A 13939-nucleotide genomic window follows, 5' to 3' on the forward strand; every position below is an offset into this window, starting at 1 on the left:
CCTAGTGAATGGCAGTAAAGTTATAAATTATGGGGTTATTAAAATCCGTCTAAGCCTCGACTTGGAACAATGGTTTCCCAATGCTTACAAGAAGGGCAGTTCCAATATATGGTGTAGCTTGTAAAACCACAATGCTGGCATTGGAAATCTGGTTTTGTAGCAATATAAGAGGTTACAAGCTTATCAATTTCGTTAAGTACTTCTTTAGTATTTTTATTTTGGTCACCCATTAATTGCAGTAAAAAACTAAAACCACGAATAGTAGGTTGACGTTTTAAGCTATCAGTTAAAAATTCAAAGGCTTGCTTGGTGTGACCTTGCTCAAGTAATGCTTGGCAATGCTTTATTTTAATTAATACTCCGCCCTTCTCTAACAAGTCACTGACTAACTCGTGAAATTGATGCGTCAAATTCAATTGTTTATAACTGTGTGCCAGCTCATCAATAAACAACGGAGCAAACAAGGTAAATTGAGAGACAAGTTCACGCCAGTAATAAATAGCTTTAACGTAATCTTCTTTTGCGTAAGCAACTAACCCTAACTCGTAAAGCGGACGCACGGCTTTATAATTTAAGCTAATCGCTTTTCTCATTAGTTGGGGTGTATTGTCACTTAAAGCTGACTCACAATAAAAATTAGCAATTGCTTTAAATTGCTGTTCTTTTGAAAATAGTTCGCTATGGGCTTCAAACATGTTGATGCCTTTTTCCCACTCACGGGTTTGCGAATATAAAGTGATAATAGGGTCCAGCGCTTCTACATGCCCTGCTTTAACTAGCCAAACTAAGTGCTCTTCCGCACTATCTAGTAGTCCGGCCATTATATAATCTTCGGCTAATTCTAAACGGCTAGTTGCAGCTTGTTGTTCATTTAAGCTTGGGTGTTTTAATAGAAGTTCGTGAATTTTTATTGCGCGGTCTAATTCACCTCTACGGCGAAACATGGTGGCAAGTGTAGAATAGTGTTCAACCGAGTCGGCTGAAACTTCAAGTAAGTTGATTAAATGCTCTAAGCCTTGATCTTCTTCTCTATCGAGTAGAAATTTTAAGCCTTTGCTATATTCAGAAGTGATCTGACGATTAAGTTGATGAGCTTGGTTTTTAGCACTGTTTTTACCCATAATCCAACCGTAACCAGCGGCAACAGGTAATAGTAAAAACAAAAGCTCAATCATAGTTAGGTGTCTTTATTCGCGGCAAGCTTTTTTTTATCTTTTTCAGGCGCTAATTGCTTTTTTAAGCGGTAGTTTTGCCACTTTAATTGCGAAAACAATTTAAAGCTAATAAAACAACCAATCAAAACACCTAATAAAAAGCAGATACTTATTATTACAGCTAAAGGTAGCGTATTACTGGCTATAATGTAATTTACTTGTACTAACTGTGGGTTTTGTGACCCTAATACAAACGCACTGATAAGGCATAGTGCAACCAGAATAATTTTTAATACCTTGAACAAGTAACTACTCCACTAAGTTAACTAGGCAATGCTTTCATTCACGCGGTCGCGTAATTCTTTGCCTGGTTTAAAATGAGGTACATGCTTTCCTTCAAGCTCAACTGTATCGCCAGTCTTAGGATTACGACCTGTGCGAGGAGCGCGGAAATGCAAAGAGAAACTACCAAAACCTCTGATCTCAATACGATCTGAAGTAGATAATGAGCCGGCCATTTGTTCAAGAATTTCTTTTACAGCATTCTCAACATCTTTCACTGGAACGTGTGCGTGTTGTTCCGCAAGTATTTCTATCAATTCTGACTTAGTCATAGCGTTTCCTTAAAAAGAGATATAGGAAGGGCAAAAAATGCCCTTCCAACTAAAAACTAATTATATATTAGTCTTTTTGTGCATTTGCGAAAGCAGCTGCCATTGCGTTTTCAAACACTGGCTCTTCTTTCTTAAGCTTCTCTAGTACTTCTTTCTCTTCTGCTTCGAAAAGAGCTTTTACAGATAAGCTTAAAGTGCGGTTCTTACGATCAACACCAACGTATTTAACTTCAATCTCGTCGCCTACAGAAACAACAGTAGTTGCATCTTCAACGCGCTCTTGAGCGATATCAGCTACACGGATGTAACCTTCAACGCCTTCGATAAGTTCAACAGTTGCGCCTTTCGCATCAACTTCAGTCACTTTACCTTTAACAATAGCACCTTTTTTGTTTGCATCAAGGTAGTTATTGAATGGGTCAGCTTCGATTTGCTTAACACCTAGAGAGATACGTTCACGCTCTGGGTCAACTTGCAATACGATAGCAGTGATTTCGTCGCCTTTCTTGAATTCACGTACAGCTTCTTCGCCAGGTGTATTCCAAGAAATGTCTGAAAGGTGTACAAGACCGTCAATACCACCGTCAAGACCGATAAAGATACCGAAGTCAGTGATTGATTTGATCTTACCAGTAACTTGATCGCCTTTGTTTTGTAGACGAGCAAATTCCTGCCAAGGATTAGCAATACATTGCTTAAGACCAAGAGAAATACGACGACGTTCTTCGTCAATTTCTAAAACCATAACTTCAACAGTGTCGCCAAGGCTTACAACTTTTGAAGGATGGATGTTCTTGTTAGTCCAATCCATTTCAGAAACGTGTACTAAACCTTCAACGCCTTCTTCGATTTCCACGAAACAGCCGTAATCTGTAAGGTTAGTAACACGACCAGAAAGTTTAGAACCTTCTGGGTAACGACCAGCGATAGCTGCCCATGGATCTTCACCAAGCTGTTTAAGGCCTAGAGAAACACGAGTTTTATCTTTGTCGAATTTTAGAACTTTAACTGCGATTTCGTCGCCAACATTAACGATTTCTGAAGGGTGCTTAACACGCTTCCAAGCCATATCAGTAATGTGTAGTAGACCATCAACACCACCAAGGTCAACGAATGCACCGTAGTCAGTAAGGTTCTTAACGATACCTTTAACTTCTTGGCCTTCAACAAGGTTAGCAAGAAGCTCTTCACGTTCTTGTGAGTTTTCAGATTCGATAACTGCACGACGTGAAACAACAACGTTGTTACGTTTTTGGTCAAGCTTGATTACTTTAAATTCAAGCTCTTTGCCTTCAAGGTGAGTTGTGTCACGTACTGGACGAACATCAACAAGTGAACCAGGTAGGAAAGCACGGATTGAATCAACTTCAACTGTGAAACCGCCTTTAACTTTACCGTTGATAACACCAGTAACAGTCTCTTGCTCTTCACATGCTTTCTCAAGACGGATCCATGCTTCGTGACGCTTAGCTTTCTCACGAGAAAGGATAGTTTCACCGAAACCGTCTTCAATTGCATCTAGTGCAACATCTACTTCGTCGCCTACAGCAACTTCTAGTTCACCAGCAGCATTTTTGAACTGCTCTGCAGGGATAGCACTTTCTGATTTAAGACCAGCATCTACAAGTACAATGTTATTCTCGATAGAGATTACTGTACCTTTAACGATAGAGCCTTGCTCTGCTTCAAAACCCTTTAAGCTTTCTTCAAATAACTGCGCAAAATTTTCTGACATACGAATATACGTCTCATATATTAATACCAATAAGCAACCATGCTGCATGGGGTTGTTAAAATAGCACTGGCATCCTGCTGGCGCATAAAATGTGTTTAGCTTCGTTTAGGAAGCTTACCTTCAGAGATAGCAATATCCAATAAAGTTATTACCTTATCAAACACTTGCTGTGCATTAAGATCGCTAGTATCGATCTCAATAGCATCCTCTGCAGGTACAAGCGGAGCAACGGTGCGATTCATATCGCGCTCGTCACGAGCTTGAATGTCCTGTAATAGACCACTTAGTGTAACATCAAGGCCGCGCGTATTCAACTCAACAAAGCGTCTACGAGCACGCTCTTGTGCACTGGCTGTTAAATATATTTTTAACGGCGCATCTTGAAAAACCACAGTGCCCATATCACGGCCATCGGCAATTAAGCCATTTTCAGTGCGAAATGCACGCTGGCGACGTAATAACGCTTCACGAACGCGAGGTAATGCTGCAACTTTTGAAGCCGCAGCGCCTACTTCTTCATTACGAATAGTAGTGGTTACATCTTCGCCTTCTAAAATAACTTTTCCTGCATTAGTTTGACTATCTACCAAAAACTGCACATCTAAATTTGCAGCAAGCGGGACAAGCCCTTCTTCATTGTCTAATGCAATTTGGTGATGAAGTGCAGCTAAAGATAAAACACGATAAATCGCACCGCTATCTAATACATCCCACCCTAACTTGTCGGCTAACAAGCGACAAACAGTTCCTTTACCTGAACCACTTGGGCCATCAACGGTGATCACGGGCATTAATAACGCCTGCATTTAAAACCTCCTGCAATGCACACCTAAATAAACCGCGACATTATACGTCAGTTATTAAAATATATCTGCTATTAGTGTGTAACTTTTGTAATTACTTCTAATTAGCTTATTCACTGACTGACGCTAAAACATTGAAAAATGTAGGAAATGTTTTATAGGTACACTTTGGATCATTAATTGTTATTGGCTTTCCACCAACGGCAACCATTGCAAAACACATGGCTATACGGTGATCGTCGTAAGTATCAACAGCAACATCATTAAATGTTTCAGGTGGGGTGATCTCTATAAAGTCTTCACCTTCTACAACCTGTGCGCCTACTTTACGAAGCTCAGTTGCCATTGCATATAAACGGTCTGTCTCTTTTACTCGCCAGTTATAAATGTTACGAATGGCTGTTGGGCCTTTGGCAAAAAGAGCAACAGTTGCAAGAGTCATAGCTGCATCAGGAATTGCATTGGCGTCAATATCCACACCTTTTAGTTCGCCTTTGCGAACAACTAAACGCTCATCATACCAATCAATTTTTGCGCCTACTTGCTCCATTACTTTGGCAAAGCCTATATCACCTTGCACCGACTTGGCACCCACGCCCTTAATTTCAATCTCACCGCCTGCAATTGCAGCCGCAGCAACAAAGTAAGAGGCAGAAGATGCATCGCCTTCAACCATTATGCGTTCTAATGATTGATACTGTTGACCACCTTTAACTTTAAAGGTTGCATAATCACTGTGCTCAACATTAACCCCAAAACGTGCCATTACATCAAGTGTAATATCAATATAAGGTTTAGAGACTAAAGTACCTTTAATAGTTATTGTTGTATCACCGTTAAATAATGGCGCTGCCATTAATAGAGCGGTTAAAAATTGACTTGAAATACTGCCGTCAATTTCAACCTCACCGCCTTTTATTTGGCCACCCACAATTTTAAGTGGTGGGTAGTCTTTGTGCTTTGTATAAGTAACATCACCACCCAATGCTTGCAGCGCGTCAACCAAGTGCCCTATCGGGCGCTCTTCCATACGTGGCTCGCCAATTAGCTCGTACTTACCAGCAACGCCAGCAAGTACTGCCGTTAAAGGTCTATAAGCAGTACCCGCATTACCTAAAAACAATGGCTCAGTCGGTGTATTAAACACACCACTAACACCCTCTACGGTGGCTACAGTGCGGTCATCATTTAAAGTTACATTTACACCTAATAACTTTAAGGCGCCCAGCATATGGCGTATATCGTCACTATCAAGTAAGTTTTCTACAACGGTAGTACCGCTTGCAAGTGCTGCTAATAATAAAATTCTGTTCGATAGACTCTTTGAACCTGGTAGGGTTACTGTGCCATTTACTCTAGAAATAGGTTCTAAACGAAGCTGCTCCATTAGCTGTGCTCCTTTGCAAAAGCAGCCATAAAGTCTACAAGTGCTTGAACACCTTCAATAGGCATTGCGTTATAAATACTTGCGCGCATACCGCCCACAATTCTGTGGCCTTCAAGAGCGAGTAACCCTGCATCTTTAGACTGAGCAACAAACTTATCATTTAAGCTTTCATCATTAAGCCAAAACGGAACATTCATACGTGAACGGCAATGTTTAGCTACTTTATTGGTATAAAAGCTCGATTCATCAATAAAGTCATAAAGTAGCTGCGCTTTAGCAATATTTTGAACTTCCATCGCTTTTACGCCACCATTACTTTCAAGCCATTGAAATACTTCAGCAGCTAAATACCAAGCAAATGTAGGAGGCGTGTTAAACATGCTGCCTTGTTTTGCTTCTAATGCGTAATCTAAAATGCCTGGCTTAGGTAAGCCTTCACGCTCAAGTAATGTTTTACGAACAATAACGATTGATATGCCCGACGGGCCGATATTTTTTTGCGCACCAGCGTAAATTAAATCAAATTTATTAACGTCTATTTCGCGTGATAAAATAGTTGACGACATATCAGCAACGATCGGTGCAGTTGGGTGGCTTGGTACATCAAAAATTTCTAAGCCGTCAACCGTTTCGTTAGGGCAATAGTGAATGTAAGATGCATCTTCGGGTAACACCCAATCAGCAACCTGTTTAATAGAAAACTCGCCATTGGCATCATTACGCACATCAATAGAGGTTGCTTGAGTAAACTTGTTGGCCTCGTCTGTTGCACTTTTTGACCACACGCCGTTTTCGCAATAAACCGCAGCTTTGCCTTCTTGGTGTAAATTTAATGGCACAGCACTAAACTGACCACGACCACCACCATGCATAAACAGCACTTCAAATTCATCACTGATATTCATTAGGCGACGAAGGCTGGCTTCACATTTAGCTGTAAGGGCTAAAAACTCTTTGCTACGATGGCTTATTTCCATCACAGACACACCTAAATCTTGCCAATCTAGAAACTCTTTTTGTGCTTTTTTCATAACCGCTTGCGGAAGCATAGCTGGCCCCGCACAAAAATTATATTTACTCATTACCTTTGCCTCATTCCAGTAATTTAACTACTAAGCATGAATGCTCAATACCCGCCCACTAAACCTTTGAGTTTTAGTGAATGAATATAACTTCACACCCTATTAATTTTTTTCAACAACATTAAAAAAAGCGGCCAAGGCCGCTTTTTCAATATCAATTATTCTGAAGGAGGATTATCATCCGCTACTTCATCAATAACCGTATCTACAGTTTCAACGTCTTCAATATCAATCAAGTCACTTTCTGTAACTTCAATCTCTTCTATACGTTGTAAACCAACTACTTGCTCTTCGTCAATAGTTCTGATCAAAATAACACCTTGGGTGTTACGTCCAACCGTAGAAACTTCATTAACGCGAGTACGTACTAAGGTACCACGATTTGAAATAATCATGATTTCGTCGTTATCATCAACTTGTACAGCGCCAACAACAGCACCGTTACGCTCACTCACCTTGATAGATACAACACCCTGTGTTGCACGGCTCTTAGATGGGTAATCTTCTAGTTGTGTACGCTTACCGTAACCATTTTCAGTTACCGTTAAAATAGCACCGTCAGTTTTTGGTACAATTAACGATACTACGCGTTGATCATCGGCCATTTTAATACCACGAACACCTGTAGCAGTACGACCCATTGGGCGAACACCTTTGAAACGAATCTCAGGGTTACCTTCTTCGTCTAATACTGGGTTACCGTTTTCATCAACAACGGTTGTTTCTTCAGCTTCTTTAAAGCGTACAACTTTACCTGCATCAGTGAACAACATAATTTCGTTGCTACCATCGGTAATATCAACCCCAATCAGGCTATCGCCATCATTTAAGTTAACAGCAATAATACCGCTTGCACGTTGACGACTGTAAGCCGTTAATGGTGTTTTCTTAACTGTACCAAATGCTGTTGCCATAAAGATGTATTTATCTTCTGCGTACTCGCGTACTGGCAATATAGCAGTAATACGTTCATCAGCTTCAAGTGGTAACAAGTTAACAATTGGCTTACCGCGCGCTGCACGACTCGCTAGTGGTAACTGATATACTTTAAGCCAATATAAACGACCGGCCGTAGAGAAACACAATATAGTATCGTGTGTATTTGCAACTAATAGACGTTCGATGAAATCTTCATCTTTCATCTTCGTTGCTGACTTACCTTTACCACCACGACGCTGTGCTTCGTAATCAGACAATGCTTGATACTTCACATAACCTTCGTGAGAAAGCGTTACTACTACGTTTTCTTCGGTAATTAAGTCTTCAAGGCTGATATCGTGAGCAGCTGCATTAATTTCAGTGCGACGCTCATCACCATATTGCTCTTTAATTTCAACTAGCTCGTCACGTATAACTTCCATTAAACGCTCAGGAGTTGCCAAAATATAAAGTAGTTCAGCAATTAGTTCTAATAACGCTTGGTATTCGGTCAAGATTTTTTCGTGTTCAAGACCTGTTAGCTTATGTAAACGCAAATCAAGAATTGCTTGAGCTTGTTGCTCAGAGATATAATATTGACCATCGCGAATACCAAGTTCGCTTGCTAACCAATCTGGACGAGCAACATTGTCTTCACCTGCTTTTTCAAGCATACCTTGTACATTACCTAATTCCCACGGACGCGCTGTTAAAGCAATTTTAGCTTCAGCAGGTGTAGGGGATTTACGAATAAGTTCGATAATTGGGTCAATGTTCGCAAGCGCAATCGCTAAGCCTTCAAGCGTGTGTGCACGGTCACGGGCTTTACGTAAATCAAATACTGTACGACGAGTTACTACTTCACGACGGTGAATAATAAACTCTTCTAACATTTCTTTTAAATTGAAACATTTAGGTTGGTTATTAATTAGCGCAACCATATTCATACCAAACACAGTTTGTAACTGAGTTTGTGAATACAAGTTGTTTAAAATAACTTCGCCTACGTCACCACGTTTAATTTCAATAACGATACGCATACCGTCTTTATCTGATTCATCACGTAGCGCACTAATACCTTCAATTTTCTTATCTTTAACCAGCTCAGCAATTTTTTCAATTAAACGAGCTTTATTAACTTGATAAGGAATTTCGTGAACGATGATTGTTTCACGGCCTGTTTTTTCATCGGTTTCGATGTCGGCGCGTGCACGCATGTACACTTTACCACGGCCAGTTAAGTAGGCTTGTTCAATACCCTTCTTACCGTTGATAATTGCAGCCGTTGGGAAATCAGGACCAGGAATATAATCCATTAACTCTAAAATAGTTAAATCTGGATTTTGAATAAGTGCCAAACAACCATTTACAACTTCAGTTAAGTTATGTGGTGGTATATTTGTAGCCATACCTACTGCAATACCTGACGAACCATTCACTAATAAATTAGGAACTTTCGTTGGTAAAACATCAGGGATGAACTCAGTGCCATCGTAGTTAGGAACGAAATCAACCGTTTCTTTTTCAAGATCGGCTAATAACTCATGCGACATTTTAGCCATACGTACTTCTGTATAACGCATTGCCGCTGCTGAATCACCATCAACCGAACCGAAGTTACCTTGGCCATCTACTAGCATATAACGCAGTGAGAATGGCTGAGCCATACGAACTATCGTGTCATAAACTGCACTGTCGCCGTGTGGGTGGTATTTACCGATTACGTCACCGACCACACGGGCCGATTTTTTGTAAGGCTTGTTCCAGTCATTACTAAGCTCGTTCATTGCAAACAAAACGCGGCGATGAACAGGTTTTAAGCCGTCACGTACGTCTGGTAATGCACGTCCTACAATTACGCTCATTGCGTAATCTAAGTAGGAGTTTTTTAACTCGTCTTCAATATTGACTGGCAGAATTTCATTGGCGAGATCAGTCATTTGATATCACATTCCTTCAGTATCAGCTCTCAACAACCCGGTATTGGGTATTAAGAGTATTGTTATTATTTCTAACAGCCATGCTATCACAATTAATTTTAATTTACAGGCGCAAAACTTTGCGATTTATCAATTTAGCCCTATATAATGGCCTCAGATTGACGAGGAAGTATTTTATGACCGAACATCAAAATGTAGATCACGCAGAAATAGCAAAATTTGAAGCCATCGCCGAGCGTTGGTGGGACCTAGACGGAGAATTCAAACCTCTTCACGAAATTAACCCGTTACGTTTAGATTTTATAGCAAACAAAACGCAAGGCTTATTCGATAAAGAAACACTCGATGTTGGCTGTGGTGGCGGTATTTTAAGCCAAAGCATGGCGCGCATGGGCGCAAAGGTAACTGGTATCGACATGGGGCAAGAGCCTTTAACTGTTGCTAAGTTGCACAGTTTAGAAACTGGCATAAATGTAGATTACATAAAAGTGCCAGCAGAAGAGTTTGCATCGCAACACCCAGAGCGCTTTGATGTAATAACCTGTATGGAAATGCTTGAGCACGTTCCCGACCCAGCATCTATCATTCATGCAGTAGCTGCACTTGCCAAACCAGGCGCAGACGTGTTTTTTTCAACCCTGAACAAAACACCTAAGGCATATTTATACGCCATTGTTGGCGCTGAAAAGCTTTTAAAAATGGTGCCTGAAGGTACACACGACCATAAAAAGTTTATAAAACCTGCGCAGCTCATTGCATGGGCAGAGCAAGCGGGTTTAAAAGTTCGTGCAAGTACAGGCCTTTCTTATAATCCACTATCAAAGCAATATACGCTCAATAGTGACGTTAGCGTAAATTACATACTGTACTTTGAGAAGTTAGCTTAATGGCTAACTCTCAAGCCCCCCTCCCCCTTATTGAGTACGATGCATTTTTATTTGATTTAGACGGCACTCTACTCAACACCGCTGATGATTTAGGTGCGGCTTTAAATGCAGTTCTCATTAATAATAAAATAGAGCCTGTTAGTAGTGATGTATACCGTCCTGCGGCATCTAACGGCGCAGGCGCATTATTAGAGGCTGGTTTTAAAGAGTTATGGGACACACAACCTCAAAGCGAGCTTATTAAGCAATTAGTTGACGAATACGCTGCAAACATAGCAAATCACACACATTGCTTCAGCGGTGTTGAATCGTTGCTTATTGCCCTTGATCAGAAAAAGATCAAATGGGGGATCATGACTAACAAACCAGGGTTTTTAACTGATCCTTTAGTGGCAGCAATTCCCGCATTGAAAAATGCTAGTGTAGTAATAAGTGGCGACACCTTAGCTGAAGCTAAGCCATCCCCTTTACCGCTGCTACACTGTGCAAAGCTTATGGGAGTGCAACCAAAACGCTGTTTGTACATTGGTGATGCACAGCGAGACATACAAGCAGGCAAAGCCGCAGGTATGCGCACAGCAACGGCACTTTGGGGTTACATACCAAGTATTGATGAAGCCAACAGCTGGAATGCTGATTTTAACTGGCAAAGCCCAATTGATGGTTTTAACCATATATAGTGCCATGTTAATTAATAAACACTATATATTGTGATTGTGTTAGTTTTTACGCAAAGCTTGCTGATAAAAAAAGCAGTCAAAATTTATTTTTAAAATGCGTAAATTTAGCAGATCATTAGTTGATTTTTGCATATTTCAACTTAAATGATTGTTCGAAGGTGAGTATCTACTAACAAAAATACGTTATCCCGAAGTTATCCACAAATAGGGGCAATTATGTCCCTTGCAAAACAACTCAGACCACACTATCTTGTGATCTCTAAATTGAACAACACCAGATATTGTGGCCAAATGTTATTCAATTAAATTCGCAAATATGGCGAAACTTATAATAAATGAGTATATACCTTGCCTCGGCGAGGTATAAAGCATTGGTCAAAATACATAATTCCCAAGGAATACAGGCAAATGAACCAACAGTTATCTGTAAGCAAACGTGACGGGCGTAAAGAGCCTCTTGATCTGGATAAGATCCATCGCGTTATTGAGTGGGCCGCCGAAGGTTTAAACAACGTTTCGGTTTCGCAAGTTGAATTAAAGTCGCACATTCAGTTTTACGACGGTATTCGTACTAAAGACATTCACGAAACCATCATTAAAGCAGCAGCGGATCAGATTTCAAAAGAATCGCCTGATTACCAATACTTAGCTGCACGTTTAGCTGTATTCCATTTACGTAAAAAAGCATACGGTCAATTTGAGCCACCACGTTTATTTAACCACGTAACAAAAATGGTTGGCGATAAACGCTACGATGCTCATTTACTAGTAGATTACACAGAGCAAGAGTTAGATGAGCTTGATGCATACCTTGATCATTCTCGCGATCTTAACTTTAGCTACGCTGCTGTAAAGCAACTTGAAGGTAAGTACCTCGTTCAAAACCGTGTATCGGGTGAAATATACGAAAGTGCACAGTTTTTATATATTTTAGTTGCGGCAAGCTTATTTTCAGATTACCCACGTGAAACACGTACTGATTACATCAAACGTTTTTACGACGCGGTATCATTATTTAAAATATCTCTACCAACGCCAATTATGTCGGGTGTACGTACGCCTACTCGCCAGTTTAGCTCGTGTGTATTAATTGAATGTGGCGACAGCCTTGATTCAATCAATGCAACGTCGTCAGCTATTGTTAAATACGTTTCACAACGTGCGGGAATTGGTATTAATGCAGGTAGAATACGTGCGCTAGGTAGCCATATTCGTAACGGCGAAGCGTATCACACAGGTTGTATCCCTTTTTATAAGCACTTTCAAACAGCGGTTAAAAGTTGTTCACAAGGTGGTGTACGTGGCGGCGCAGCAACATTATTCTACCCGCTTTGGCATTTAGAAGTAGAGAACCTACTTGTACTTAAAAATAACCGTGGTGTAGATGACAACCGCGTTCGCCACCTTGATTACGGCGTACAGTTTAATAAATTAATGTACTCTCGTTTAATTAAAGATGATTACATTACATTATTTAGCCCATCAGATGTGCCTGGCCTTTATGATGCATTTTTTGAAGACCAAGCTGAGTTTGACGCACTTTACGTTAAATACGAACAAGACGAGTCTATTCGTAAAAAACGCATTAAAGCCATTGAGCTTTTCTCTATGTTTGCGCAAGAGCGTGCAAGTACTGGTCGTATTTATTTACAAAATGTGGATCACTGTAATACACACAGCCCATTTATTTCTAAAGTTGCGCCAATTCGCCAATCTAACTTATGTTTAGAAATTGCATTGCCAACTAAGCCACTTAATAACGTGAATGACGAAGAAGGCGAAATTGCCCTTTGTACACTTTCTGCGTTTAACCTAGGTGCAATAGAGTCACTTGATGAGCTTGAAGAGCTAGCTGAACTTGCAGTACGCGCACTTGATAACTTACTTGATTTCCAAGACTACCCTGTACCGGCTGCTAAAAATGCAACTATGGGTCGTCGTACACTAGGAATAGGCGTAATTAACTACGCATACTACCTAGCTAAAAACGGTAAACGTTATTCTGATGGCAGCGCTAATGCATTAACACATAAAACCTTTGAAGCTATTCAATATTACTTAATGAAAGCATCAAACGAGCTTGCTAAAGAGCGTGGCGCATGTCCTAAGTTTAACGAAACAACGTATTCACAAGGTATTATGCCAACAGATACTTACAAACGTGATTTAGATAAAATTTGTGATGAGCCACTTCATCTTGATTGGGATACACTACGTGCAAGTATTAAAGAGCACGGTATGCGTAACTCAACACTAAGTGCATTAATGCCATCAGAAACATCGTCGCAAATCTCTAACGCAACTAACGGTATTGAGCCACCACGTGGACATATTAGCGTTAAAGCAAGTAAAGACGGTATTTTAAAACAAGTTGTTCCTGAGTATGAGCGTTTAAAAGATCAGTACGAGCTACTATGGGACATTCCATCAAACGATGGTTATTTACAGCTTGTTGGCATAATGCAAAAATTTGTTGACCAAACAATTTCTGCAAATACAAATTATGATCCAAACAAGTTCGAAGGCGGTAAAGTACCTATGCAAGTCTTATTAAAAGACTTACTAAGCGCGTACAAACTAGGTGTTAAAACCTTGTATTACCACAATACTCGCGACGGCGCCTCAGATTCACAAGAAGATGCTCCAGAAGTGGAAGATGACGATTGTGAAGGCGGCGCGTGTAAAATATAACTGCTGATTTTTATTTTAAGCGGGCATTTAGCCCGCTTTTTCTGATAG

At 40.4% G+C, this 13939-nt stretch carries 11 protein-coding genes; 3 read left to right on the top strand and 8 right to left on the bottom strand.

The window, feature by feature from the left end:
• Nucleotides 1-38: 38 nt before the first annotated feature.
• The 8 genes from lapB to gyrA all read right to left on the bottom strand — a co-directional run bounded on the left by lapB (nucleotide 39) and on the right by gyrA (nucleotide 9633).
• Nucleotides 39-1175, bottom strand: coding sequence for a lipopolysaccharide assembly protein LapB (gene lapB, locus H5089_RS01330; RefSeq protein WP_002961182.1), 1137 nt, complete (start codon nucleotides 1173-1175; stop codon nucleotides 39-41).
• A gap of 2 nt (nucleotides 1176-1177) precedes the next feature.
• Nucleotides 1178-1459, bottom strand: coding sequence for a lipopolysaccharide assembly protein LapA domain-containing protein (locus H5089_RS01335; protein ID WP_039489780.1), 282 nt, complete (start codon nucleotides 1457-1459; stop codon nucleotides 1178-1180).
• A 21-nt stretch (nucleotides 1460-1480) separates the two neighbouring features.
• Nucleotides 1481-1768: an integration host factor subunit beta gene (gene ihfB, locus H5089_RS01340; protein WP_002961178.1), complete on the bottom strand. Its 288-nt coding sequence runs from the start codon at nucleotides 1766-1768 to the stop codon at nucleotides 1481-1483.
• 67 nt (nucleotides 1769-1835) lie between these two features.
• Entirely contained in the window at nucleotides 1836-3503 is a 1668-nt protein-coding gene (rpsA, locus tag H5089_RS01345; RefSeq protein WP_002961176.1) for a 30S ribosomal protein S1, read from the bottom strand.
• Between the two features lie 95 nt (nucleotides 3504-3598).
• The gene (cmk, locus tag H5089_RS01350) at nucleotides 3599-4309 is read right to left on the bottom strand and encodes a (d)CMP kinase (protein WP_002961166.1); all 711 of its coding nucleotides are present in this window, start codon (nucleotides 4307-4309) and stop codon (nucleotides 3599-3601) included.
• A 106-nt stretch (nucleotides 4310-4415) separates the two neighbouring features.
• Nucleotides 4416-5693, bottom strand: coding sequence for a 3-phosphoshikimate 1-carboxyvinyltransferase (gene aroA, locus H5089_RS01355; RefSeq protein WP_182711298.1), 1278 nt, complete (start codon nucleotides 5691-5693; stop codon nucleotides 4416-4418).
• Nucleotides 5693-6775 (bottom strand): 3-phosphoserine/phosphohydroxythreonine transaminase, encoded by a 1083-nt coding sequence (gene serC / locus H5089_RS01360; RefSeq protein WP_024595544.1) that lies wholly within the window; start codon nucleotides 6773-6775, stop codon nucleotides 5693-5695. Before serC ends, aroA begins: the two co-directional genes overlap by 1 nt.
• A gap of 158 nt (nucleotides 6776-6933) precedes the next feature.
• The gene (gyrA, locus tag H5089_RS01365) at nucleotides 6934-9633 is read right to left on the bottom strand and encodes a DNA topoisomerase (ATP-hydrolyzing) subunit A (protein ID WP_002961163.1); all 2700 of its coding nucleotides are present in this window, start codon (nucleotides 9631-9633) and stop codon (nucleotides 6934-6936) included.
• A gap of 176 nt (nucleotides 9634-9809) precedes the next feature.
• Between gyrA and ubiG the strand changes: the two genes are divergently transcribed.
• From ubiG to nrdA, 3 genes are all read left to right on the top strand, one after another.
• Nucleotides 9810-10520 carry a bifunctional 2-polyprenyl-6-hydroxyphenol methylase/3-demethylubiquinol 3-O-methyltransferase UbiG gene (gene ubiG / locus H5089_RS01370; protein WP_182711299.1) on the top strand — a complete coding sequence of 237 codons (711 nt, stop codon included), beginning with the start codon at nucleotides 9810-9812 and terminating at the stop codon, nucleotides 10518-10520.
• Nucleotides 10520-11200, top strand: coding sequence for an HAD family hydrolase (locus H5089_RS01375; protein ID WP_182711300.1), 681 nt, complete (start codon nucleotides 10520-10522; stop codon nucleotides 11198-11200). The genes ubiG and H5089_RS01375 overlap by 1 nt, the downstream gene beginning before the upstream one ends.
• A gap of 408 nt (nucleotides 11201-11608) precedes the next feature.
• Entirely contained in the window at nucleotides 11609-13891 is a 2283-nt protein-coding gene (gene nrdA / locus H5089_RS01380; RefSeq protein WP_182711301.1) for a class 1a ribonucleoside-diphosphate reductase subunit alpha, read from the top strand.
• Nucleotides 13892-13939 lie beyond the last annotated feature (48 nt).

Origin of the sequence: Pseudoalteromonas sp. SR45-1 (assembly GCF_014163655.1) — a bacterium.
Classification (GTDB): domain Bacteria; phylum Pseudomonadota; class Gammaproteobacteria; order Enterobacterales; family Alteromonadaceae; genus Pseudoalteromonas; species Pseudoalteromonas distincta.